Origin of the sequence: Gordonia sp. NPDC003585 (assembly GCF_040610755.1) — a bacterium.
Taxonomy (GTDB): Bacteria; Actinomycetota; Actinomycetes; order Mycobacteriales; family Mycobacteriaceae; genus Gordonia.
Genome location: NZ_JBEXMX010000014.1, coordinates 22,969 through 46,791, shown reverse-complemented (window position 1 = coordinate 46,791; position 23,823 = coordinate 22,969). Strand labels below are relative to the sequence as shown.

Here is a 23,823-nt window from a genome sequence, read left to right as displayed (position 1 = left end):
GGGCCTGTCCGTCCATCCGCCGGATGGTTGGGTGCCGGCCGAGCATTTCCCCAGGTCACAGCGTTGGTCACTAAGGCTCTTCGGATCAGGCGGCAGCAAACTCAGGCAAGGCAGAAGTCGTCGAAGTCGAAGCCGGGCACGACGATGCAACTGACCAGCGACGCGTCATCGCCGACGCATCGTGCGCGCTGCCAGTGTCCAGGTGGCACGAGCGCCTGGGGTTGTTGTCCGGCAAGCACATCCGCGCCCACGAGCACTGTCGCGTCACGCCCCGGCTCGGCACCGTCGCCACCGAGATCCAGTTCGACGGGTGAACCTCGGTGATACAGCCAGAGTTCGGCGCCACGCACGGTGTGCCAGGCCGATTCCTCACCCGGCAGGAGCAAGAACAGGATTGCGGTACCGGCGGACCGGTCGGCGTCGTACGCGGGCAGAGCATCGGCCGGTAGCACCAGGTCACTGCGCCAGGTCTCCCTAAACCATCCGCCCTCGGGATGTCGCGAAAGACCAAGACCCCGAGCCCATTCCGGCAGCAGCTCGCTCACCGGGTCACCTCCGCGATCACGGTGACCGAGCCGGGCGCGATCTCGGTGAAACCCGCATCGCGCACCGCGACCGCCGCACCGCTCGCATCGGCAGCCAACAACGAACGCCAGCGCACAGAATCCGCGACACACACCGACAATGGACATCCGGACTCGCGCCAGGCCAGCGTCGACGCCTCGTCGAGGAGCCGTACCGCCAGCATCGACGCGTGCCCCACCTGGGCCGCAAGCTTTCCCACGGTCATCTCGAGATCCGGGTTGACCCAAAGGCACACACCGGTCGTCGGCGGATCTGCCGGGAGCCCGCCGTCGACCTCCGTGCCGCCGATCTGCAAGCGCGAGATCCGACGATCGACGTCACCGACACGGCCGGGCACAAGAGCTCGCGCCTGCGCAGCGCCTTCGCCGGCAGTGACACCCCATACCTCCTGCGCCGCAAGCCACTGCGCACCACGAGCACGACGCGCTATCTTGCGGATTCGCGCGTCGCACCACGCGTCGAGCGAGGGCGCCCACGGGCCGTCGCGACCTGCTCGGTCGTCGAGGCACAGCAGCGCCACTGCGCGTGCCGCGGCAACGAGGAGTTCGGCTCGGTCGGGCGGATCGGACTTCTCGATACGCAACACCATCTGCATGGCCAACACATCGGCCGGATCGAGCGGATCGTCGTGCCCGCCAACATGACCGGTCAGCCGACGGTAGTCGTCGGACAGCGGCGACCCATTCGGTTCGATCGTCATTCCAGTGGCACGCGCCGCAGCACCCCGTCGGCGGCGTCGGCGGCTTCGATCTCGTCGCGGGTGACGCCGAGGATGAACAGGACGGCATCGAGGAACGGATGGTTCAGGGCCGCATCGGCGACCTCGCGCAACGCGGGTTTGGCGTTGAACGCAATGCCGAGGCCTGCGACCGAGAGCATGTCGATGTCGTTGGCGCCGTCGCCGACCGCGACCGTCTGCTCCACCGGCACACCCACCTGATCGGCGAAGGAACGCAACGCGCGCGCTTTGCCCGGCCGGTCGACCACCTCGCCGATCACGCGGCCGGTGAGTCGCCCGTCGACGATCTCGAGCGTGTTGGCGCGCACGAAGTCGAGTTCGAGTTCATGCGCCAGTCCGTCGATGACCTGGCGGAAACCGCCCGACACCAGACCGCAGTGATAGCCGAGCCGATGCAGCGTGCGAATGGTGGTCCGTGCACCGGGTGTGAGCTCCAGGGACGCCGCCACCTCGTCGACCACCGACGCGTCGAGACCGGCCAGCGCCGCAACCCGCTGATGCAGGGATTCGGAGAAGTCGAGTTCGCCGCGCATGGCGCGTTCGGTGACCGCCGCGACCTCCGCTTCGCGACCGGCATGGGCGGCGAGCATTTCGATGACCTCGCCCTGGATCAGGGTGGAGTCGACGTCGAAGACGATGAGCCGCTTGGCACGTCGCGCGAGACCGCCTCGTTCGACGGCGATGTCGACCGCGTGCCTCGATGCGACCGTCGCCAGGCCCTTGCGCAGTGCGGCGTCGGCCGCCACGTCCGCGCGACCCTGAACACTGACCATCAGCTCCAGGCCCGTCAGTGGGTAGTCGGCGATCCCCCGGATCGAGTCGATGTTGCCGCCCTGGTCGGCAAGCTCGGTGGCGACCGCGCTGAAGGCCTGCGGAGTCACCGGACTACCGAGCAGGACGACCGCGTGACTGGACGGCGGCTGCCCGACCGTCTCGGCACCGACCTCCACTGCGACATCGATCCCGACCGACGCCATGGCCTGCTCGACGACGTCTTGCACGGCCTCGGCGTCACCGCTGGTGGCGACGAGCACACCCAGAGTGAGTCGACCGCGGATGACCACCTGCTCGACGTCGAGCAGGTTGACGTCCTGCGTCGACAGTGCGGCCATCAAGGCCTTGGTCACGCCCGGCTTGTCGAGACCGGTGACGGTGATGAGAACGGTGGTGAGTGACTTTCCCGAGTCCTTGGGCCCAGAATTCGATTCCACCGTGTCAGCGCGGGTCGCTGTCCCCGGACGCCTCGTGGCTGCCGGTGGTCAGCGGGTCGCGACGCGCATCCTCGACAACCTTGCTTTCGTGGCCGTGTCCGGGACCAACGTGCGCTTCGGCACGCATCCGCTCGATCATGTGCGGATAGTGCAGCTCGAATGCGGGACGCTCCGACCGGATGCGCGGCAGTTCGGTGAAGTTGTGCCGCGGCGGCGGGCAGCTGGTGGCCCACTCGAGCGAGTTGCCGAAGCCCCACGGATCGTCGACGGTGACGACCTCGCCGTAGCGGTACGAGCGGAAGACGTTCCACAGGAACGGCAGCGTCGACAGTCCGAGGATGAACGCACCGAGGGTGGAGATCATGTTCAGCGTGGTGAAGCCGTCCGACGGCAGGTAGTCGGCGTAGCGACGCGGCATGCCCTCGTTACCCAGCCAGTGCTGGACCAGGAAGGTGGTGTGGAAGCCGATGAAGGTCAGCCAGAAGTGCCACTTGCCGAGTCGTTCGTCGAGCATGCGTCCGGTCATCTTGGGGAACCAGAAGTAGATGCCGGCGTAGGTGGCGAACACGATCGTGCCGAAGAGCACGTAATGGAAGTGAGCGACCACGAAGTAGCTGTCGGAGAGGTGGAAGTCCAGCGGCGGGCTCGCGAGCAGAACACCGGTCAGACCACCGAAGAGGAAGGTCACGATGAAGCCGACGGAGAACAGCATCGGTGACTCGAAAGTCATGTTGCCTCTCCACATCGTGCCTATCCAGTTGAAGAACTTCACGCCGGTGGGCACGGCTATCAGGAAGGTCATGAACGAGAAGAACGGCAACAGCACGGCGCCGGTGACATACATGTGGTGGGCCCACACGGCCACCGACAGTGCGGCGATCGCGAGGGTCGCGTAGACGAGACCGGAGTAACCGAAGATCGGCTTGCGGCTGAACACCGGGAAGACCTCGGACACGATGCCGAAGAACGGCAGCGCGATGACGTACACCTCGGGGTGACCGAAGAACCAGAACAGGTGCTGCCAGAGGATCACACCGCCGTTGGCCGGGTCATAGAGGTGGGCGCCGAACTGGCGGTCGACCTCCAGGCCGAGCAGAGCAGCCGTCAGCAGCGGGAAGATCAGCAGGATCAGGACGCTGGTCACCAGGATGTTCCAGGTGAAGATCGGCATGCGGAACATGGTCATGCCGGGGCAGCGGAGACAGACGACGGTGGTGACCATGTTGACAGCACCGAGGATGGTGCCGAGGCCACTGACACCCAGACCCATGATCCACAGGTCGGCACCGACGCCGGGAGAGTGCACCGCGTCGGTGAGCGGGGTGTAGGCGGTCCATCCGAAGTCGGCGGCACCGCCGGGCGTGATGAATCCGCCGATCGCGACCGTCGAGCCGAAGACGAACAGCCAGAAGCCCATCGCATTGAGTCGCGGAAACGCGACGTCGGGCGATCCGATCTGCAGTGGCAGCACGAAGTTCGCGAAGCCGATGACGATCGGCGTCGCATACATCAGCAGCATCACCGTGCCGTGCATGGTGAACAGCTGGTTGAACTGCTCGGTCGACAGGAACTGCATACCCGGATGGGCGAGTTCGCCACGCATCAGCAGAGCCATCAGGCCACCGATGAGGAAGAACGCGAAGCAGGCGGTGATGTACATCATGCCGATCAACTTGTGATCGGTGGTGGTGATCAGCTTGTAGAAGAACGAACCCTTGGGCTGGTAGCGCTCCGGGAACGGACGCACTGGAGCCACTTGCGTGGTGGGCTGGTCTACCGCGGTCACAGATCCTCCTCTTGCCCGACCATCTCCAGCGAATCGGACGACGACTCCACAGACGGCCGGCACATGAACAAACCGAGCGCTGGTAACTGATCCTAAACCCTTGCGGGCGCCCCGGCCGACCGGGTCCTACGATCTGTCGTAATTGATTTCCGAGGGGGTGGGTCTGCGCAGCTCAACGCCTATTTGCGGATGCGACGCGCGCAGTCGAAAGGGGCCCGCCGGAGCGGCCCGCGTCGGACCCGCGGCGCCACGACGGTGCGGGCGCACCCCGATGCTAGGTTTGGCGGGTGCAACGCAGCGTTCGTGACAGCGATGATGATGGGCGTGGCGTGAGCCGCAGCCCCCGATCGGGCCGACGTTTTCGCCGCGCCGCCCTCGCCGCGATCGCCCTTCTGTCGCTGACCGTCGCAGCCTGTTCGTCCGACGACGACACACTCCGAACCCCCGACGGAGCGCCGATCTCCACCTCGACCACGCGCATCGCAGAGGTCAACGTGGTGGCTCCCGAGCGCGACTTCTCGGAGACATGTCTGCAGCCGACCACGCCTGACCCAGGCCAACCGGACGTGACGCGCATTGTCGTCACCGATCCGTCGCTCCTCGATCCGATCTGCGCCCTTGGGATCGGTCCGAAGGTGGTGGCGGTGACCTCGGCACCAGGCAGTGTCATGGCCTATCTCGGCCCGCAGCTGAACTCGGTGCCGACGATCGGCTCCACCCCCGACGCCGCCGCGGTGACGGCCGCGAAACCGGACGTCGTGCTCACGACGCCGACGACCACGTCATCGGCCGCGGCTTTCGGCGGTGTGCGCAGCGTCGAGGTCGGTCCGGGCACGTGGCAGGAGCAGTTCCAGGCCGTCGCCGACGGTCTGGGCCGCAGCGAGTCGGGCGTCCGACTGCTCAAGCAGTTCACCAACCGTGCCGCGTCGGTGGGAAAGTGGACCGACGCCGCCCACACCTGGGTGTCGCTGGTCCGGTTCACCGCCGACGCCGAGGTCATCGCGGGGACAAACACATTCGCCGGCCAGATTCTGTCGATGATCGGTGCGCAGCGGCCGCCGGCCCAGCGGGGTGCCGAGTCGTTCACCGTCACCGACGAGAACTTCCACGCCGCCGACGGCGACCTGATCTACGTCGGCTTCGACGGCGCGAAGGGCCTCGAGCACGGGAAGCAGGTCCTGCTCAGCGACGCCTGGCTCGATCTCGGGGCACCGACCTGGAAACGCGTCCTCGCCATCGACGATCAGGTCTGGTACCAGACGTCCGGCCTGGCCGCGGCCTGGCTGGTCCTCTACGACGTGCGCGACTCACTGGCCGACGGATCCTCGGCAACCTACTGACGCGACTTTCGCGCCGGGTGAGGCAAACCCTCGTCTTCGACGCGGCGACGGATGAGTGTTGACGCATGTCTGTCACCGATGAATACCTCGCCAACAACGTCGAATACGCCAAGTCCTTCTCCGGGCCGCTCCCCTTGCCGCCGAGTCGGCACGTTGCCGTCCTCGCCTGCATGGACGCCCGGCTCGACGTCTACCGGATTCTGGGAGTATCCGACGGCGAGGCCCACGTCATCCGCAACGCCGGTGGCGTCGTCACCGACGACGAGATCCGTTCCCTTGCCATCAGCCAACGCCTGCTGGGCACCACCGAGATCATCCTGATCCACCACACCGACTGCGGCATGCTCACGTTCACCGACGACGAGTTCAAGCGCGAGATCCAGACCGAGATCGGTCAGAAGCCGAATTGGGCGGCCGAGTCGTTCACCGACCTCGACGAGGATATTCGCCAATCACTCACCCGCATCCGCAACAGCCCGTTCATCACCAAGACCAGCTCACTGCGCGGATTCGTCTTCGACGTCGCGACCGGACTGCTCCGCGAAGTGGAGAACTGACACTCCTCGCTCGGTCATGGCCAACCGGGTTCGGCCGCGATCGAACCCGACGCGACCGCTTCCGCCAGCTGGGAGTGGTCGCGTTCGGTTTGGTCGGCGTAGGCATGGGCGAAGGACAGCACCGATTCCTCGACCTTGCCGCCATCCCCCAGGTAGGAGTGGATCATGCGCGCATCGCCACTGCGAGCGTGCGCCCGAGCCAGCACATGCCCGCACGCGGCGGCGAACTCGGCGAGTCGGCCGGCGATGGTCTGCCCCTTCGGAATCACCTTGCCGTCGCGGAACTGGCGCACGTAGAAGTCCATCTTCCCGATCCGCGTCCAACCGACGAACATGTCGGTCGCGCTCTGGATCAACCGCTGCCCATTGACGACCCGCGCACCGTGGTTGTCGTACCGACTGCGACGCACAAAGGGTTCATACACCGAGGAACCGGCCTGTTTCACCTGGAAGAACAGCGGGTCGCCGGTGGCGCGTTCCTCCATCAACAGCAGGAAGACCCGCATGCCGACGCTACCGACGCCCACCACCTGCTGGACCGCGTCGACCAGGTCGAAGTGGGACAGCAAAGCCGAGATGTGGTCGGGGATGCTTGCGTTGTAGGCATCGACCACCCCGGCCAGGACGTCGGCATGCTCGGCGAGTGCATGCACCCGGTAGGGCGGGTCCTCGATGATCTGGCGCCGACCGTCGACGAGTTGGGTCAACTTCTTGGCGGCGCCGCGGCTGCTACGTTTGCGGGCCTGTTTCTCCAGGATCTTGTCGGACTGGTGCTCGGAGTCCTCGGGGGCGAGGTAGGTGACGAGGTGCGCCAGGTCGATGATCTCGGCCCAGACATCGAGCTCAGGCCACCCGGAGTACGTCTTCATCCAGGTGCGGTAGCCGTGCAAACCGGCCCGAACCGAGGCGTCGGCGACCTCGGCGGGCACTCCGTTCTCGCGGGCGAGCACCACCAGGCTGGTGAGGAACCGGAGCAGATCCCATTCGAACGGGCCCGGCAGCGTCTCGTCGAAGTCACGCAGATCGAACGCCAAGGAACGTTCCGGCGTGTTCCACAAGCCGAAGTTGAGCACATGAGCATCGCCGCACATCTGCACGGTGATGCCGGTGTTCGGCCGCGAGGCGAGGTCCGCGGCCATCACCGCGGCGGCCCCGCGGTAGTAGGTCCACGGCGACGCCGACATCCGACCGTGCCGGATCGCGATCAGTCGCTGATCGCGCATCGTGTTCTGCGCCAGAATCGTGGCCAGAGCGTCGTGTCCTCGGCGGCTCGGATCCCAGTCGCCGAGGTGGCTGCGCGGCACGGTCTTTCGCGCCGCCCGGCCCCGAGCGACGGGATCGAGACGCTTTCCTTTGTCACCGGCCATAGATCAAGAGTCTGGCGGATAACACCAGAGGCGCGAACTCGAATCGCCGAAAGCGCCGTCTCGCGGATGATGGCTGTCGGTCAGGACCACTAAGGTGGACGTATGGCCACCACAGTTCCCGAAGGCTATGCCGATTTGCTCGACCGACCGGTCGTCGGCGTGCTCAGCACCGTCGGCCCCGACGGCATCCCGAACGCGACGCCGATGTGGTTCGCGTGGGACGGAGAGCATCTGCGCTTCACACACACCAAGGCGCGCAAGAAGATCCGCAATCTCGAGGGCAACCCGAACTACTCGTTTGTCATCACCGATCCTGACAACCCGTACCGCTACCTCGAACTTCGCGGGCAACTCGAATCGGTCACCGACGACCCGACCGGCGCCTTCTACGTCACGCTGGGCAAGCGCTACGGCAACGCCGACCAGCAACCTCCGCCCGACGCCGCCGACCGGGTGATCTTGACGCTGACTGCGTCCTACTTCGGCAAGAAATAGCGTCATCACCGCGTCGGCACCTCCTGACACCGCAACCCTGCACCTGCTGTGGCGGACGGGTGTGGGTATGGCCGCGTGGGTCGACGATCAGCACGCCACAAGCGGGCAGTTGCCCGGGCCGCTGGCCGAACTGCTCGCCGGGAAGCGGTTTCGACGCGATATCGCCGTGACCGACGACGCCGGCAAACGACGATTCGTCGCGACAGCGACTCTCGGCGTCGCTTCGACTGTCGCACTTCTCGACGCGTCACGTTCGATCCCGACCGCCGGCGACGTGCGCTGGTATCGGTATCTGCTCGACGGTGTGCGCCGATTCGTGGCATCGGCGGCGGTCGCACCGACGGTCGTGGAGGTGGCAGGTGAATGGGTGATGCGCTGGCAGGTGATCCCTACCCCAGCGTGGCGCAGTTGGGCGGCCGTGGCCACCGGCGGGGCACCCTCCGCCCTCCTGGACAACGGCGGACCCGAAGCGCTCACCGACCTGCTGGCCGAGCTGATCGATCACGAAACCCGCTCGCGCATAGCCACTTCGGTCCCACGTCTGGGACCCCCGGCACCCCGAAGTCCCGTCGTGCGGACACTCCTCCCCGACACGGACGCAAGCGCCCCGTGCGCGCCGGCGCGGCTCGCCGCCTCGGCGTCGGCCTTCCAACGATGGAATACCAGCCCGCGCAAGGACGACCACACCCTGCTGTTCCGTCTGCACGAACCGGAGCACGACGAGCCCGATGGCACATGGTGGACGGACGACTCCTGGTCTGTTGAATCACCGCCGGATACCGAGAAGAGTGTGGCGACAACCGAATCTGCACGCTGGCGGCTCCAGGTGTGCCGGCGCAGCATCGATGGGCACGTCGCCCCGGTCCAACCGCATCGGCTCGACACCGAAGACCTCGACGAGCTCACCACCGCCCTGGCCACCGCGGTACGCGCGTTCCCCGGACTGGCCCAAGCGGATCCGGACCGCGGATCGCTCGACTTCCTGCTGCCGACATCGCTGGCCGAGGAGTTGTTCGCCACCGGTGCCGTCGCGCTCGGCGAAGCGGGCTTCGCAGTGCTGTTGCCCCGCACCATCGCCGAGGTACGGCCGACCCTCGGCATCCGCGCGGTGCCGGTGATGGGCGGCGGAGCCCCGGCCGCCATGGTCGGGTTGCGCGAGATCCGCGAGTTCGAGTGGCGCCTCGCCCTCGGCGACGCGCCCGGCGCCATCACCCTGACCGACGCGGATCTTGCCGAATTGGCGGACCAGAAGGGCGATCTCGTCCGCGTCCGCGGCGTGTGGATGCGTGCGGAGTCCGGCGCCCTGTCCCGCGCGGCGGCGTTCGTCACCGCCCAGCGTGCCCTCAAGGCCGACGACCGGCCCGCCGACATGGGCGAGCTTTTCGGACTGCTCACCGGGAGTGCCGATCGCCTCCCGGTGCCGGTGAGCTCGGTGCAGGGCCTGTCCTGGCTCGACGACATCGCCGAACGTGGCGCCCTGCAACCCAGCCCACTCCCCCCACCAGCCGGACTGACCGCGACCCTGCGGCCCTACCAGCAGCGCGGAGTCGAATGGTTGGCTCATCTCGCCTCGTTGGGCATCGGCGGGGTGTTGGCCGACGACATGGGGCTCGGCAAGACGATCCAGATCATCGCCCTCGAGTCCCACGAAAGATCCTCCGGATCAACGCCTCCCACGCTCGTCGTATGTCCGATGTCGGTGGTCGGCAACTGGGCACGCGAATTCCGGCGGTTCGCCCCGCATCTGCGAGTGATGATCCATCACGGTCCGGATCGACTGTCGAGCAAGCATTTCGAACACGCGCGCGCCGCACACGACGTGGTCCTCACCACCTTTGCCATTGCAAGCAGGGACCGGAGCCTGCTCGGCGGGCAACGCTGGCACCGGATCGTCGTCGACGAGGCGCAGCACCTCAAGAATGTCAACACGATTGCCGCCAAGTCTGTCCGGGCGCTGACCAGCGGCCACCGGATCGCGCTCACCGGTACGCCCGTGGAGAACCGGCTCGAAGATCTGCGCGCTGTCATCGACCTGGTGAACCCGGGCCTGCTCGGTTCGGCGTCGGTGTTTCGCGCACGCTATGCCGAACCGATCGAACGTGATCGGGACCCGGCAGCGTTGCGTCGTCTCACCGCGATCACACACCCGTTTGTGTTGCGGCGTGAGAAGACCGATCCCACCATCGCCGCCGAGTTGCCGGAGAAGGTCGACATCACGGTGCGTGCCAACCTCACCGTCGAGCAGGCCGGTCTGTATCGGGCGGTCATCGACGAGCTGATGGAAGCGTTGCGCGACAGGCAACAACGCACGCTGCGCCGCCGCAACGTGCTGGCCGCCCTCACCCGCCTCAAACAGATTTGCAACCACCCCGCGCACTACCTCGCCGACGGTACCGATCTCGCGCCCGGTGGTGTTCATCGGTCCGGCAAAGTGGAGCTCCTGGCAGACACACTCACGACGCTGATCGACGAGGGCGACCGTGCCCTGGTGTTCACCCAGTTCGCGGCGTTCGGCGAACTGCTCTCGGGGTGGCTCGGCGAGCTGCTCGGTACGCCGATTCCACTTCTGCACGGCGGGCTCGGCCGGCGCGATCGCGACCGGATGGTCGCGGAGTTCACCGAATCCGACGGCCCGCCGATCATGCTCGCCACCCTCAAGGCCGGCGGCACCGGCCTCAACCTGACCACCGCCAATCACGTTGTGCACGTGGATCGGTGGTGGAATCCCGCGGTCGAGGACCAGGCCACCGATCGGGCCTACCGCATCGGCCAGGATCAGCGGGTGTCGGTTCACCGGTTGATCTGCGTGGGAACGATCGAGGAGCGCATCGATGACATGATCGCCCGCAAACGGGAACTGTCGCGGCTCACCGTCGCATCCGGGGAGAACTGGGTCTCCGATCTCGCCGACGACGAGTTGTTCGAACTCGTCCGCCTCCGCGACGAGGCGGTGAGCGAGTGAGCAGAGGGCAGAGTCGCGGCCCCATCGCGGTTCGCGGATACGCGCTCACCCCGTGGGCGCGGTCCTTTGTCGACGTGGTCGAAGGCCGCACCACCGGCAGCAGTACCGACGCGGTCGCCGACAGCCGGCATATCACCAAGGCCCGCAGATACTTTCGCGCCCGCCACGTGCACGGACTCCGGATCCGACCCGGCCGCGTGACTGCGTCGGTCGAGGGCAGTCAGCTCGACCCGTTCGACGTCATCCTCACCACCCGCACCGTCGACTCCGGCACCGTCGCCGAGCTGTTGCGTGCGCGTGGCGCCGTCATGGAGCTCATGCCCCTGACTCGCGGCGAACAGCCTGTCGTGGTGGGTGAGCTGATCGGCCCCACCGAATCGGCCGACGTGATGACCGACTGCACCTGCCCCGACGAGGCGGTCCGGTGCGTGCACGCACTCGCCGTCGCCTACGAGGTGGCCGCCGAGATCGACCGCTCCGCGTTGACGCTGCTGACTGTGATGGGGACCGACCTCAAGTCGCTGCTCGACAAGGTCGGCGACGCACCGACGCCGACGCGGGAGTCCGACGTCGGTTCACTGCCCGGGCCGGACTTCTACGGCACCACTTCCCCGCTGCCGCCGCTGCCGTCACCGCTGCGCATGAACCCGCTGACCGATCTCGACACCACCGACCTGCGTCAGGCGCTCCGCGCGGTCGGCGTTGTGCCGGCGGACATGGCCGAGACCTTGGACGAACTCGGCGATCTCTACGACCGGTTGACTGGCGAGCCATAGGCGTCACTCGACCTCACAACATGCCCGAGAGTTTGTACGCGACAAGCGATCCGGCGACCGCGACGTTCAGACTCGCTCCCCGTCCGATCATCGGGATCTCGACGACGGCGTCCAGTTCGTCGATGATGTCCTCGGGTATGCCGCCTCGTTCGTGACCGAGGACCACCACCGTTCGTCGCCGCGCGGGCGGTAGATCCGCCAAACGTAGTGCACCTTCGGCAAGTTCGACGCCGAGGAGATGCGATCCGGTCTCGCGCTCGCGCGCCAGCCACCGGCGCGGGTTTCCGGTCCGATGGATGCAGGATCGGCCCGGGACGGTGTTACCTCGGCGCAACGCTTCGGGCACCCAATCGTGGGGCGGTACGGCGAGACATGCACCAACCGCATCGCAGGTGCGCAGAAGGGTGCCGAGATTTGCTCCGTGTTGCGCCCACAGGGGCGCGAGAATCAGGTGACCCCAACAAGAATGGGACCGGGATCGTCGTGACTTGCGGATCTCGTCCGGCCTGCGGACGCGGGTGCCGGCCATCAGTGCTGGTGAGGCGCAGCGCCCCTTTCGGTGTTCGACATTCTGCGATGGTAGCCGATCCTCCTCCGACCACCTATCTGGTTGCCATCGCTCTCGGAAAGCGAGCGCGATGGCAACCAGTTCCGCAAGGCTAGAAGTCCCAGTCCTCGTCCTCGGTGTTGACGGCCTTGCCGATGACATAACTCGAGCCCGAGCCGGAGAAGAAGTCGTGATTCTCGTCGGCGTTCGGCGACAGCGCCGACAGGATCGCCGGGTTCACGTCGGTCTCGTCCTTCGGGAACATCGCCTCGTAGCCAAGGTTCATCAGAGCCTTGTTCGCGTTGTAGCGCAGGAACTTCTTGACGTCCTCGGACAGACCGACCTCGTCGTAGAGCGCCTCGGTGTAGTCGGATTCGTTGTCGTAGAGCTCGAAGAGCAACTCGAAGGTGTAGTCCTTGAGCTCCTGCCGACGGTCCGGGCTCTGCACCTCCAGCGCCCGCTGGTACTTGTAGCCGATGTAGTAGCCGTGCACAGCCTCGTCGCGGATGATCAGGCGGATCAGGTCGGCGGTGTTGGTGAGCTTCGCGCGCGACGACCAGTACATCGGCAGATAGAAGCCGGAGTAGAAGAGGAACGACTCGAGCAGCGTCGAGGCGACCTTGCGCTTGAGCGGATCGTCGCCGCGGTAGTAGTCCATGACGATCTGCGCCTTGCGCTGCAGCTGATCGTTCTCCTCCGACCAGCGGAACGCCTCGTCGATCTCCTTGGTGGAGCACAGCGTCGAGAAGATCGAGCTGTAGGACTTGGCGTGCACCGACTCCATGAACGCGATGTTGGTGAGCACCGCCTCCTCGTGCGGGGTGGTCGCATCCGGGATCAGCGATACCGCGCCGACAGTCCCCTGGATCGTGTCGAGCAGCGTCAGGCCGGTGAACACCCGCATGGTCAGCTGCTTCTCGTACTCGGTCAGCGTGTGCCACGACGGGATGTCGTTGGACACCGGCACCTTCTCCGGCAGCCAGAAGTTGCCGGTGAGGCGATCCCACACCTCGGCATCCTTCTCGTCGGGCACACGGTTCCAGTTGATCGCCGAAACCCGGCTCACCAGTTTGATCGGTGCGCCATCGGCGGGGCTATGGGTACCTGCGGTCATGGTGGTCGCCTCCTGCGGCATGGTGTCGGTCTTGGAAGTTGGTGGGTGTCAGGTGACGTGGACGAGTCCGAGCGTCGGCTCGACGACGGACTCGTCGCCGACGATGTCGAGATCCTTGTACGAGCGCCGATGCCACAGGGCGAGAAGCAGATCCGACGTCGGCCCGCGGAGCGCGGCGTCGGCCTTCGCGTGTTCGCGGCGGTGCACGATTCCCTCGGGCGTCAGTTCGAGGTACCACTCCGCGTCCGGGTCGTCGGTGCTGTGCAGGTGTAGCGACCGCCCGACGAGTTCGTCCGGCACGCCCGTGCTCTTTCCGATGAAGCGCGGCGCGAACACCTCCAGCCACTCGTCGACACCGTCGGCCGCAAGGTTGGCCTTTATGGGACTTTGCTTGCCCGGCCGCAGTGCCGACTCCAGGTCGTAGCGGTGCACTTCCAGTTCGTGTGCCTGACGGCGATACCAGAAGCGCACGGTGCGCTCACCGACGAACGTCGAGACTGGCTCATCGGGTTCACGAGAGGTCAACGCCGCAACCAACTGATCGCGCGTGTCCGCATACCACCCGACGACCTCTGCACCGTCAGGAAAGGCGATGCCGTCGTAGCCGCGGTACTGCCGGGTGCCGTTGAGTCGATCGGCTACCCAGAGGCGGACGGCACCAACGTGACCCAGCAGGTCGTGGACCGTCCAGCCCGGGCAGGCCGGCACGGCAAGATCCATGTCGTCCGCGGGCGTACTCGCGAGGATCTCGCTCTCCTCGTTGATGGCGGCGAGCCACAATTCGGGAGTCATATCCGAACACTCCTCACAGCATGCAGCTGACGCAACCCTCGACCTCGGTCCCCTCGAGCGCCAGCTGACGCAGCCGGATGTAGTAGAGCGTCTTGATGCCCTTGCGCCACGCGTAGATCTGCGCCTTGTTCACATCGCGGGTGGTGGCGGTGTCCTTGAAGAACAGGGTCAGGCTCAGACCCTGGTCGACGTGCTGGGTGGCCGCCGCGTAGGTGTCGATGACCTTCTCGTACCCGATCTCGTAGGCGTCCTGGTAGTACTCCAGGTTGTCGTTGGTCATGAACGGCGCCGGGTAGTAGACGCGCCCGATCTTGCCTTCCTTGCGGATCTCCACCTTCGCCGCCACCGGGTGGATGGAACTCGTCGAATGGTTGATGTAAGAGATCGAGCCGGTGGGCGGCACTGCCTGCAGGTTCTGGTTGTAGATGCCGTCGCGTTGCACGTCGGCCTTCAGCTCGCGCCAGTCGTCCTGGTTCGGGATGTGAATTCCAGCCTGCCCGAACAGATCCCGCACCTTGTCGGTCGCCGGCTCCCACACCTTCTCGGTGTAGCGGTCGAAGAACTCGCCCGACGCGTACTTCGAGTTCTCGAAGCCGACAAACGCACGACCACGCTCGCGCGCGATCCGGTTCGACGCGCGCAGCGCGTGATACAGCACCGTGTAGAAGTAGATGTTGGTGAAGTCCACACCCTCCTCGCTGCCGTAGAAGATGCGCTCGCGTGCGAGGTACCCGTGCAGGTTCATCTGCCCGAGGCCGATCGCGTGAGAGTCGTTGTTGCCCTTCTCGATCGACGGCACAGACGTGATCGCGGTCTGATCGCTCACCGCGGTCAGGCCCCGGATCGCGGTGTCGATGGTGTGGCCGATGTCGGGTGAATCCATCGTCTTGGCGATGTTGAGGGACCCGAGGTTGCACGAGATGTCCTTGCCCACATGGGAATAGGACAGGTCGTCGTTGAAGGTCGACGGCGTCGAGACCTGCAGGATCTCCGAGCACAGGTTGGAGTGGGTGATCTTGCCGGCCACCGGGTTGGCTCGATTCACCGTGTCCTCGTACATGATGTACGGGTATCCCGACTCGAACTGCAGCTCGGCGAGCGTCTGGAAGAACTCGCGGGCCTTGATCTTGGTCTTGCGAATCCGCTTGTCCTCCACCATCTCGTGATACTTGTCGGTCACGTTGATGTCGGCAAACGGCACCCCGTAGACGCGCTCGACGTCGTACGGGCTGAACAGGTACATGTCGTCGTTGGCCTTGGCCAGCGCGAACGTGATGTCGGGGATCACGACGCCCAGGCTCAGCGTCTTGATGCGGATCTTCTCGTCGGCGTTCTCCCGCTTGGTGTCGAGGAAGCGGTAGATGTCGGGGTGATGCGCATGCAGGTACACCGCGCCCGCACCCTGCCGGGCACCGAGCTGGTTGGCGTAGGAGAAGGAATCCTCGAGCAGCTTCATGATCGGGATGACGCCGGAGCTCTGGTTCTCGATCTTCTTGATCGGTGCGCCGTGCTCGCGAACATTGCTCAGCAACAGCGCGACACCGCCGCCGCGCTTGGACAGCTGGAGAGCCGAATTGATCGATCTCCCAATGGATTCCATATTGTCTTCGATGCGCAGGAGAAAACAGCTAACTGGCTCACCGCGCTGCTTCTTACCCGAATTCAGAAACGTCGGAGTCGCCGGCTGGAAGCGCCCCTCGATGATCTCGTCGACCAGGTTGCGCGCGAGCGCGGTGTCGCCGTCGGCCAGCGTCAGCGCGACCATGCACACCCGATCCTCGAACCGCTCGAGGTAGCGCTTGCCGTCGAAGGTCTTGAGCGTGTAGCTCGTGTAGTACTTGAAAGCACCGAGGAAGGTCGGGAACCGGAACTTCTTGGCGTAGGCATGGCCGAACAGCAGCTTCACGAACTCGCGGTCGTAGCGTGCGAGCACCTCGGGCTCGTAGTAGTTCTCCTCGACGAGGTAGTCGAGCTTCTCGTCGAGATCGTGGAAGAACACCGTGTTCTGGTTGACGTGCTGCAGGAAGTATTGGTGTGCGGCTTCCTTGTCCTTCTCGAACTGGATCTTGCCGTCGGCATCGTACAGATTCAGCATCGCGTTGAGCGCGTGGTAGTCGAGCTCACCGGGTTCGTGTCCGGCGGGACCGGCGTGCACTCCCGACATGCTGGCTGACGTGGTGTCCGATACGGCGGCGGTTGGCGACACGAAGAGACTCCTGGGCTTGGTCGTTATGTGTGAAGAAGAATAGGTATGGGGTCTGACACTCAGGCCGGCATGCCGGTCAGCTGCGCGCTCGTCGGATCGGCGAAGGCCGCGGAAGCGGCGAACTCAGCCAGTCCGGCCCGGACACGATCGACGTCGTCGGCCGTGCCCATCAATTCGAATCGGTACAGGTAGGGCACCATGCATTTACGCGAGATGATGTCGCCGGCATGACAGAACTCGGCACCGAAGTTGGTGTTACCCGCGGCGATCACGCCACGGATCAACGACCTGTTGTGTGGGTCGTTCAGAAAGCGGATGACCTGCTTGGGCACAAAACCACTCGGCTTGCCCGTGGCCTTGTGTCCGCCGTAGGTCGGGCAGATCAGAACGAAGGGTTCGTCGACGGTGAACCCACCGGCCCGATCGGTCAACGGGATGCGCTCGGCGCGCAGGCCGAGTTTGACGACAAAGCGGTGGGTGTTTTCCGAGACCGAGGAGAAGTAGACGACCAACGGCGCCTGCGCTGCCGACATCATCACCCTCCCATCCCCATCTCTGGCCAACTATCCGTTTCGAGCTGGGCCGCCGCGGCCCAAACCGTGACGACAAGAGGTTCAACGCGCTTGGATGACTCCGACTTCCCCAATCGGACCGTCCCGTCGTCGCGAACCTCGGTTCGAGCAAACGACCTCAGGCGGCGTTGGTGGCGAGTGCCTTGATGCGGTCCGGGCGGAATCCCGACCAGTGCTCGTCACCGACGACGACGACCGGCGCCTGCAGGTAGCCCAGCGCCATCACATAGTCACGCGCCTCGGGATCCTGGCTGATGTCGACCACCTCGTAGGACAGCCCCTGCTTGTCGAGGGCCTTGTAGGTCGCGTTGCACTGGACACAGGCGGGCTTGGTGTAGACGGTGATGGCCATTCGGAGCTTCTCCCTCATATCGGTATTCGCTGTCGGTGGAATCTCGTGGTCGGAAAACTGCCAGTGACGTGCACTTTCCCAGCGTGAAGATAGTGATCTGGATCACCATCTTTGAGGTGGTCTCCGAGCCATTTTCGAGCGTCTCGTCGTCTGCCTCTCTGGTGTTCCAAACACTACACCTAGTGGCTGACATTTCCGCCAACCACAATAACTTGTGAATAACATTCATGAAAGTCGCAGGTCGCAGGGCATGCACGATCGTGAAGTCCGGCGTGTCCGGCGTGTCGTCCACAACGCTGTCCCATGCCAGTCCACAACATGGCACCGACAGTCCACAGATCCGACCCGATCCATCCACAGCCCGCAACGGAAACCGCCCCCGAGCGCACTCGCGTTCGGGGGCGGTGAGACCAAATCAAGTCACGCTCTGACAGCGACCTCGTCCACGAGGCGGTTGACGGCGACGACAACCTGCTCGACGAGCGCCGGATCCTCGACACCCGCGTCGGGCAGCGCCGACGTCTGGACTCCGAGCTCCACATCCTCGATCACCCGGCCGCCGGCGATGCCGACGGACTTGCGGGTGTCCTCGCGCGACCAGGTCCCGGCGTACCGACCCAGCGCTGCGCCGATCACGCCGACCGGCTTCCCCTGGAGTGCGCCACTGCCGTAGGGCCTCGACAACCAGTCGATGGCGTTCTTCAGCGCGGCGGGGATCGTCCCGTTGTACTCCGGTGTGACGATCAACACGCCGTCGGCCCCACCGACCACGCCGCGCAGACGGGCGACACCCGCATCAAGCTCGGTATCGTCGGCCGACGCGGGGTCGACGTCTTCGCTGTAGAACGGCAGCGTTCCCAGATCGTCGACCACCGTGACATGGACCCCACCCGGAGCGTTCTCCGCGGCCAGCTGCGCCAGCCGCCGATTGATCGACGCTTCGCGGAGACTTCCCACCAGCGCCACCAATTCGACCACTCGATCCGACATCACAATCCTCTCGTTCGACACGCGTACATCAACCGGACCAGGGTCCGATTAATTTCCTCTCAGCGTCAAGAGTTAGGCTCGACACGTGTCGAACAGCCCTGAGGGCATGCCCATCCCCATTCGTCTCACCGGCCGTGAGACCGAGCGTGCCGATGCCGCCCGGAACCGCCGGCTATTGCTTGCTGCCGCGAAGAACCTCATCGACAACCACGGCGCTGCCGCGGTGACGATGGACGCGGTCGCGCGCGAGGCGGGCGTGGGCAAGGGCACCGTGTTCCGCAGATTCGGCAGCCGGACAGGGCTGATGCTCGCGCTCCTCGACCATTCCGAATCGGAGATCCAGCAGGCATTTCTGTCCGGACCCGAACCCCTCGGCCCCGGCGCGCCCCCACTCGAGCGCCTTCTCGCCTACGGTCGCGCCCGACTCAAGATGACCGCCGACCACCTCGACATCCTCCTCGAAGCAGGTGCGGCAAGCGATGACTTCATGAGCCACCCGGTGTGGCGCGCGTCGACCCAGCACGTACAGATCCTGCTCCGGCAGCTGGGCTTCACCGATCAGGTCGACGTCTTGTCGGTGGCAGTACAGGCGCCCCTCGCGGCGAGTGCCGTCAAACATCTCATGCACGACCTCGGAATCGACGTGAACACCATTGCCGCACAATGGCAACGCATGGTCGTGACGCTCGTCTCCGGCGTCGGGCCCGCTTGAGCCACCATCGCTCGACGCGCGCCGACGCCCGATCGGTCCTAGCCTGAACAACAGGTCGGCGAAAGTACGTGCAGAGAGGATCGACCCGTGAAGGCTGTGATCATCGGTGCCGGTATGGGCGGTCTGAGTGCCGCCATCGGACTCAAACAACTCGGGATCGATGTCGTCGTCTACGAACAGGTCACCGAGAACAAGCCGGTCGGCGCCGCGATCTCGGTGTGGTCCAACGGCGTCAAATGCCTCAATCACCTCGGCCTCGAAGCCGAGACCGCGGCACTTGGGGGCATCGTCGACACCATGAGCTACGTCGACGCCTTCACCGGTGACACGATGTGCCGCTTCAGCATGCAGCCCCTCATCGACGAGGTCGGGCAGCGCCCGTACCCCGTGGCACGCGCCGAACTGCAGCTGATGCTGATGGAGGCCTACGGTCTCGATGACATCCGATTCGGTAAGAAGATGGTGTCGGTCAGTGACGGACAGGACGCCGCGACCGTCGAATTCGCCGATGGCACCACCGATTCCGGCGACATCGTCATCGGCGCCGACGGCGCCAAGTCGCTGACCCGCGAGTATGTGCTCGGCGGTCCCGTCGATCGCCGGTATGCCGGCTACGTCAACTTCAACGGTCTGGTCACCGTCGACGACGAGATCGGCCCGGCCACCGAGTGGACCACCTATGTCGGCGACCACAAACGCGTGTCCGTCATGCCGATCGCCGACAACCGTTTCTACTTCTTCTTCGACGTACCGATGCCCGAAGGCACCCCGTTCGAAAGGGGCACCGCTCGGGAGGTTCTCGCCGAGGAGTTCGGCGACTGGGCCCCGGGCGTACAGAAGCTGATCGCCACCCTCGACCCGGCCACCACCAATCGCGTCGAGATCTTGGATCTCGACCCGTTCCACACCTGGGTCAAGGGACGGGTGGCGGTCCTCGGCGACGCCGCGCACAACACCACACCGGACATCGGCCAAGGTGGCTGCTCGGCAATGGAAGATGCCGTGGCCCTGCAGTTCTCGTTCCGCGACAATCCCGACGACGTCTATGCGGCACTCGCCGCGTACGAAGCCGGACGGACCGAGCGTGCAGGGGAACTCGTGCTGCGCGCCCGCAAGCGATGCGACGTCACGCACGGCAAGGACCCGGAAAAGACTGCGGCCTGGTACGACGAACTCCGCACCGAAGACGGCACCAACATCATCCGCGGCATCGTCGGCAACATCGTGGGCGGACCGCTCACCTCCTGATCGTGACCTCCCTGAGGCCAGGGCGGCGCATGAGTCGCGGCTTCGTCAATTCTCGGGCGGGTTCACCACGGCGGCGTCGGGGTCGGGAGCGATGCCGTCGTGCGAGACCAAGGCAGCCTGACGCGACAGCGTCGGCCCTGGCGTCAGTAACGACACCACTGCCCACGGCGCCGGACGCGGCTTGTCGCCAAGCCCCAGAACCGCGCCGGTCGCCGCGTCTGCCACGCCGAAGCGCACCCCGGCGTCGCTGACGTAGAAGGCCGATTCGGCTCGTACGCTGTCGATTTCGTTGCCGGTGACACGAATGTAGGCGCCACTACCGGGACGCAGATACACCTGATCGACGCCCGGGCCCGGCCCGTCGGCGGTGGTCAGCCGCACCGGCGTCGCGTTCGATGCGAGCGGCAATCCGTGGCCGGCGAGCAGCGCCGTTGTCGCGTGTGGCTCATCGGTGTCTCGTGACCACGACCGGCACAGCGTCGGATTGGTGGCGACACCAAGAAGATTCGGCGCTCGACGCGGAAAGTCTTGTACCGCGAGTGTATTCGAGGTCGGCATGCTGGCGAGTCGGCCCGGTGCCACCGCGATCACCGGCGTCGTCCCATCTCGGTCGGCAAGCCGAACGATCTCGGCCGTCGCCTCGCTGATCTTCTGTATGCCATCGGAGAGAACGACGTGATAGGTCGTATCATCATCGAGCCCAACCGATTTGACGACCGAACCCACCATCGCACCGGGAATGTCCACGGCGCCGGGGCGGCCCGAATTCGGGATGACCGGCACGGTGATCGGTTCCGCCAGCGGGAAGGTGTTCAGGAGCCCGGCACTCATCTGACGTGGGGTCGCACCCTCGAGTCCGAGCGCACGCATGACGGGAACACTCGCGGTGTCGACGGATGCACGCACCGGCATCCATTGGCCGTCCCGCTCGATCTGGTACACCAGGTACGTCGCACCGCCAGACGACACCAGGACAGCGTCGTCGGCGGTGACCTGCCGGCTCGCGTCGCCCAGCTCGGGCCGCGTGCCGATGACGGTGAGATCGACGGATTCGCCGACCGAGTATCGCGAGGACGTCGAGGAGTCACACACCGTCCACGTCGAGTCGGCCCCGGCGGGACCGGGAAGTGCGTCCGGTGCCCCTGGAATGCCCAGCAGTGGGCCACGCGGATAGTCGGCGAGTTTCTTGTCGCTCACCGACGTCGGCGATGCGTTTGTGCCGGCGATGAGGCGCGCCGAGGCCAGATTGAGCACGGGATGCAGAGTGTCATCGACGATGACGTACATGGCGCCGGCGCTCTTGCTCATCACGATCTTGGCATCACCGACCGAACCCTGCGGACGAATCAATCCCCAGATTCCGCAGCCTCCGAGCAACAGCAGGCCCAGGACCGTCCCGACCACCAATGCCTGCAACTGGGAGCGCATCGGATCGTGCAGCATCCGGACGTCGCGTCGGACGAGCGCGTGCTCGAGCCGCCTCAGCAGAAAGCGGTACCCGTTGACTTGGGCCTTTGTCGTCAGCTGACGCGCCATCGATCCCCCGATTCCCACGAACTCGATCCCCGCTGTGATCACAGAAGATCCGGACCGCTCCAGCGGTAGTAGCGTAACCGAAAGATTCACGCGCACTCGGCGAGTCTCCACCGGCCGGCAATCGCGTCACCGGATCGGGCGGCATCTATCGCGACATCAAAGGGGGCTGTGATGCTCACACGGCAGACCGACATCGGGACGCGACGCTCCCCGACCGTGGACACGGTCCGGCGCCGTGAGTCCGGCACGGGTCCGCGTATGGGTCTGGCGTCCGTCGTGCTGATCGAAGCCGTTCTCGCCGGCGGCCTCATCGTGTGGGCGGTCATCGGCAATCCCTGGGGAATCGCGGCGATGGCGCTCGCTCTCGTCGCATCGCTGGGCGTGGTTCCCGTGGGAACCGACGGCTCGATCGCGCAGCGGCTGCACCGCAGGCTGTCATTTCGCTGGTCTCGGTGGCGTCGGACAATTGCCGACCTGGCCCCGGCACCGTTCGACATCCCGGCCTCCTCCGGCCGGGCGAAGCCGACGGCACCGACAGCCGACGTCATCGGTGCCCGCTGGGTCGCAAGGACATTGGTGACGATGATCAGGGTCGAGCCGGGGGGCCACGAGCCCACCTTCCTCACCCCGAACGGGGCCGACCCGCGCACCGAGACCGGTCAACTGATCCCCTTCGACGTCCTGGCGGCATGCGTACAGACCTACGACATCCGACTGCGGTCGATCGATGTGATCAGCCACAGCATGCGTGCCCATGGCACCGGCCCGGTCACCGCCACCTACCTACGCACCCTGGGCCCCCTGCCGGCGATCGCACGACGATCGACCTTCGTCGTCCTGCGGCTCGATCCGCTGGACTGTCCCGATGCCGTTGCCCGTCGAGGCGGGGGCGCGATCGGCGCACTTCGCACTGCGACGACCGCCACCCGACGCGTCGCCGCTCGTCTCACCGAACACGGCCTGCACGCAACGGTGCTCTCGGCCGCCGAGATCACCGCGGCCGGCAGCCAACTACTGGATGGCGCGCCGCTGGAATCGGCCGCCGAGGACTGGCGTTCGGTGTCCCTCGGCGCGCTGCGAATGCGGACCGGCGCCATCGACCCCGCCATGCTCGCCGGACTGCGTGACTTCTGGGTCGCATCCGCGGTATCGACGACGGTGACGGTACGGATGCGCCGCAGCGGCGACGAGGTCGAGGTCGCGGGCTTCGCGCGGGTCGGCGAGACCGGCGCCAACAGCGCACAGTGGCCTCATACACCGTGGCCCCACGCACTGCGCCCGCTCGACGGCAGGCAATTCGATGCGCTGGAACTCAGCCTCCCCATCGCCAAACCCGCTCATCTGGACCGAAACATCGCGACCCTGCACGGTGACGCAGCCCTCGCCGCGCTGCGGTCACTGAAGCTGCCCGTGACCGGCTGCGGACAGCTCATCGGCGCCGACCGATCTGGGCGAGCCGTCGCGATGCGCGTTGCCGGACCGGATATTCCGTCGGTGATCATCGCCGCCGATCTCACGTTCCTCGTCCAGGTTCTGCTGCGAGCGGTCGCAATCGGGGTCTCGGTGGTCGTGTACACCGATCGTGCGCACCGATGGGCACCCGCGATGGCGGCAGTCGGAGATCGGAGTGCCTTCGGCCTGGCGTCCGACCAGTCTCGGCCACGGGGGCCGGCGATCATGGTCGTCGTCGACGGGGTGCCACGGCCACAGACGCCTCCAGGTGTCACCGTCGTCACCGCGCTACCGCCCGGTGTCGGTGTTCCTCCCGTCGGCGACGCAACACTCACCCTGCAGCAGAATCCCCGTGCACCCCATTGCATAACGTTGACGACACCCACGTCTGAGTTGGACATCACGATGGTCGCGACACCGGACGAGTGGAGGTTGATCGGCGCCCACCCCGGGCCGATCGCACCGGTGGCGCACTGACCGGGCC

General features: G+C 65.7%; 21 protein-coding genes. 8 read left to right on the top strand and 13 right to left on the bottom strand.

The window, feature by feature from the left end; all coding sequences use genetic code 11:
* Positions 1-101: 101 nt before the first annotated feature.
* The 4 genes from ABZW74_RS05705 to ctaD are packed head-to-tail and all read right to left on the bottom strand — an operon-like array spanning position 102 to position 4,321.
* Complete coding sequence (locus ABZW74_RS05705; RefSeq protein ID WP_355274771.1) at positions 102-545, bottom strand: cupin domain-containing protein; 444 nt, start codon at positions 543-545, stop codon at positions 102-104.
* A complete protein-coding gene (locus ABZW74_RS05700) occupies positions 542-1,285 on the bottom strand; it encodes a peptidyl-tRNA hydrolase (RefSeq protein WP_355274768.1) in 744 nt (247 codons plus the stop codon). The genes ABZW74_RS05705 and ABZW74_RS05700 overlap by 4 nt, the downstream gene beginning before the upstream one ends.
* A complete protein-coding gene (serB, locus tag ABZW74_RS05695; protein WP_355274765.1) occupies positions 1,282-2,535 on the bottom strand; it encodes a phosphoserine phosphatase SerB in 1,254 nt (417 codons plus the stop codon). Before serB ends, ABZW74_RS05700 begins: the two co-directional genes overlap by 4 nt.
* Before the next feature lie 4 nt (positions 2,536-2,539).
* On the bottom strand, positions 2,540-4,321 hold the full coding sequence (ctaD, locus tag ABZW74_RS05690) for a cytochrome c oxidase subunit I (RefSeq protein ID WP_240857486.1): 1,782 nt from the start codon (positions 4,319-4,321) through the stop codon (positions 2,540-2,542).
* 329 nt (positions 4,322-4,650) lie between these two features.
* On the opposite strand from ctaD, the gene ABZW74_RS05685 reads away from it, so the two are divergent.
* Together ABZW74_RS05685 and ABZW74_RS05680 are read left to right on the top strand one after the other, a co-directional pair.
* Positions 4,651-5,661: an ABC transporter substrate-binding protein gene (locus tag ABZW74_RS05685; protein WP_355274761.1), complete on the top strand. Its 1,011-nt coding sequence runs from the start codon at positions 4,651-4,653 to the stop codon at positions 5,659-5,661.
* A 65-nt stretch (positions 5,662-5,726) separates the two neighbouring features.
* A complete protein-coding gene (locus tag ABZW74_RS05680; RefSeq protein WP_240857484.1) occupies positions 5,727-6,218 on the top strand; it encodes a carbonic anhydrase in 492 nt (163 codons plus the stop codon).
* 14 nt (positions 6,219-6,232) lie between these two features.
* On the opposite strand, the gene ABZW74_RS05675 is transcribed toward ABZW74_RS05680, so the two are convergent.
* On the bottom strand, positions 6,233-7,585 hold the full coding sequence (locus tag ABZW74_RS05675) for a DUF2252 domain-containing protein (RefSeq protein WP_355274758.1): 1,353 nt from the start codon (positions 7,583-7,585) through the stop codon (positions 6,233-6,235).
* Positions 7,586-7,687: 102 nt separating this feature from the next.
* Between ABZW74_RS05675 and ABZW74_RS05670 the strand changes: the two genes are divergently transcribed.
* The 3 genes from ABZW74_RS05670 (at position 7,688) to ABZW74_RS05660 (ending at position 11,818) form a co-directional block, all read left to right on the top strand.
* Positions 7,688-8,080 (top strand): PPOX class F420-dependent oxidoreductase, encoded by a 393-nt coding sequence (locus ABZW74_RS05670; protein WP_240857483.1) that lies wholly within the window; start codon positions 7,688-7,690, stop codon positions 8,078-8,080.
* 67 nt (positions 8,081-8,147) lie between these two features.
* The gene (locus ABZW74_RS05665) at positions 8,148-11,042 is read left to right on the top strand and encodes a DEAD/DEAH box helicase (RefSeq protein WP_355274755.1); all 2,895 of its coding nucleotides are present in this window, start codon (positions 8,148-8,150) and stop codon (positions 11,040-11,042) included.
* Positions 11,039-11,818: an SWIM zinc finger family protein gene (locus ABZW74_RS05660; RefSeq protein WP_355274752.1), complete on the top strand. Its 780-nt coding sequence runs from the start codon at positions 11,039-11,041 to the stop codon at positions 11,816-11,818. The genes ABZW74_RS05665 and ABZW74_RS05660 overlap by 4 nt, the downstream gene beginning before the upstream one ends.
* A 13-nt stretch (positions 11,819-11,831) precedes the next feature.
* Here the strand turns inward: ABZW74_RS05660 and ABZW74_RS05655 are convergent, their stop codons facing one another.
* From ABZW74_RS05655 to ABZW74_RS05625, 7 genes are all read right to left on the bottom strand, one after another.
* A complete protein-coding gene (locus ABZW74_RS05655; RefSeq protein ID WP_355274749.1) occupies positions 11,832-12,347 on the bottom strand; it encodes a TrmH family RNA methyltransferase in 516 nt (171 codons plus the stop codon).
* Positions 12,348-12,477: 130 nt separating this feature from the next.
* Entirely contained in the window at positions 12,478-13,479 is a 1,002-nt protein-coding gene (gene nrdF, locus ABZW74_RS05650; protein WP_240859210.1) for a class 1b ribonucleoside-diphosphate reductase subunit beta, read from the bottom strand.
* 48 nt (positions 13,480-13,527) lie between these two features.
* Complete coding sequence (locus tag ABZW74_RS05645; protein ID WP_355274745.1) at positions 13,528-14,271, bottom strand: maleylpyruvate isomerase family mycothiol-dependent enzyme; 744 nt, start codon at positions 14,269-14,271, stop codon at positions 13,528-13,530.
* A gap of 13 nt (positions 14,272-14,284) precedes the next feature.
* Positions 14,285-16,477, bottom strand: a complete 2,193-nt coding sequence (nrdE, locus tag ABZW74_RS05640) for a class 1b ribonucleoside-diphosphate reductase subunit alpha (RefSeq protein WP_240859204.1) — start codon at positions 16,475-16,477, stop codon at positions 14,285-14,287.
* Positions 16,478-16,536: 59 nt separating this feature from the next.
* On the bottom strand, positions 16,537-17,010 hold the full coding sequence (gene nrdI, locus ABZW74_RS05635; RefSeq protein WP_240859241.1) for a class Ib ribonucleoside-diphosphate reductase assembly flavoprotein NrdI: 474 nt from the start codon (positions 17,008-17,010) through the stop codon (positions 16,537-16,539).
* Positions 17,011-17,167: 157 nt separating this feature from the next.
* The gene (locus ABZW74_RS05630; protein ID WP_240859200.1) at positions 17,168-17,401 is read right to left on the bottom strand and encodes a redoxin NrdH; all 234 of its coding nucleotides are present in this window, start codon (positions 17,399-17,401) and stop codon (positions 17,168-17,170) included.
* Between the two features lie 420 nt (positions 17,402-17,821).
* Positions 17,822-18,391, bottom strand: coding sequence for an NAD(P)H-dependent oxidoreductase (locus ABZW74_RS05625; RefSeq protein WP_240859198.1), 570 nt, complete (start codon positions 18,389-18,391; stop codon positions 17,822-17,824).
* Positions 18,392-18,476: 85 nt separating this feature from the next.
* Between ABZW74_RS05625 and ABZW74_RS05620 the strand changes: the two genes are divergently transcribed.
* Positions 18,477-19,103, top strand: coding sequence for a TetR/AcrR family transcriptional regulator (locus ABZW74_RS05620; protein WP_240859196.1), 627 nt, complete (start codon positions 18,477-18,479; stop codon positions 19,101-19,103).
* A gap of 87 nt (positions 19,104-19,190) precedes the next feature.
* Positions 19,191-20,351: an FAD-dependent urate hydroxylase HpxO gene (gene hpxO / locus ABZW74_RS05615; RefSeq protein ID WP_240859194.1), complete on the top strand. Its 1,161-nt coding sequence runs from the start codon at positions 19,191-19,193 to the stop codon at positions 20,349-20,351.
* 45 nt (positions 20,352-20,396) lie between these two features.
* On the opposite strand, the gene eccB is transcribed toward hpxO, so the two are convergent.
* The gene (gene eccB, locus ABZW74_RS05610; RefSeq protein WP_240859233.1) at positions 20,397-21,887 is read right to left on the bottom strand and encodes a type VII secretion protein EccB; all 1,491 of its coding nucleotides are present in this window, start codon (positions 21,885-21,887) and stop codon (positions 20,397-20,399) included.
* Positions 21,888-22,058: 171 nt separating this feature from the next.
* Here eccB and eccE point away from each other — a divergent pair, with 171 nt between their 5' ends.
* Positions 22,059-23,816: a type VII secretion protein EccE gene (gene eccE, locus ABZW74_RS05605; protein WP_355274739.1), complete on the top strand. Its 1,758-nt coding sequence runs from the start codon at positions 22,059-22,061 to the stop codon at positions 23,814-23,816.
* Positions 23,817-23,823 lie beyond the last annotated feature (7 nt).

Bases quoted from the DNA above. Each gene is read 5' to 3' on its own strand.
- ABZW74_RS05670 (WP_240857483.1), top strand. From the start codon at position 7,688: ATGGCCACCACAGTTCCCGAAGGCTATGCCGATTTGCTCGACCGACCG.
- ABZW74_RS05625 (WP_240859198.1), bottom strand. From the start codon at position 18,391: ATGTCGGATCGAGTGGTCGAATTGGTGGCGCTGGTGGGAAGTCTCCGC.
- ABZW74_RS05665 (WP_355274755.1), top strand. From the start codon at position 8,148: ATGGCCGCGTGGGTCGACGATCAGCACGCCACAAGCGGGCAGTTGCCC.
- eccB (WP_240859233.1), bottom strand. From the start codon at position 21,887: ATGGCGCGTCAGCTGACGACAAAGGCCCAAGTCAACGGGTACCGCTTT.
- ABZW74_RS05630 (WP_240859200.1), bottom strand. From the start codon at position 17,401: ATGGCCATCACCGTCTACACCAAGCCCGCCTGTGTCCAGTGCAACGCG.
- ABZW74_RS05700 (WP_355274768.1), bottom strand. From the start codon at position 1,285: ATGACGATCGAACCGAATGGGTCGCCGCTGTCCGACGACTACCGTCGG.
- ABZW74_RS05680 (WP_240857484.1), top strand. From the start codon at position 5,727: ATGTCTGTCACCGATGAATACCTCGCCAACAACGTCGAATACGCCAAG.
- nrdF (WP_240859210.1), bottom strand. From the start codon at position 13,479: ATGACCGCAGGTACCCATAGCCCCGCCGATGGCGCACCGATCAAACTG.
- nrdI (WP_240859241.1), bottom strand. From the start codon at position 17,010: ATGTCGGCAGCGCAGGCGCCGTTGGTCGTCTACTTCTCCTCGGTCTCG.
- ABZW74_RS05645 (WP_355274745.1), bottom strand. From the start codon at position 14,271: ATGACTCCCGAATTGTGGCTCGCCGCCATCAACGAGGAGAGCGAGATC.
- eccE (WP_355274739.1), top strand. From the start codon at position 22,059: ATGCTCACACGGCAGACCGACATCGGGACGCGACGCTCCCCGACCGTG.
- ABZW74_RS05655 (WP_355274749.1), bottom strand. From the start codon at position 12,347: ATGGCCGGCACCCGCGTCCGCAGGCCGGACGAGATCCGCAAGTCACGA.
- ABZW74_RS05675 (WP_355274758.1), bottom strand. From the start codon at position 7,585: ATGGCCGGTGACAAAGGAAAGCGTCTCGATCCCGTCGCTCGGGGCCGG.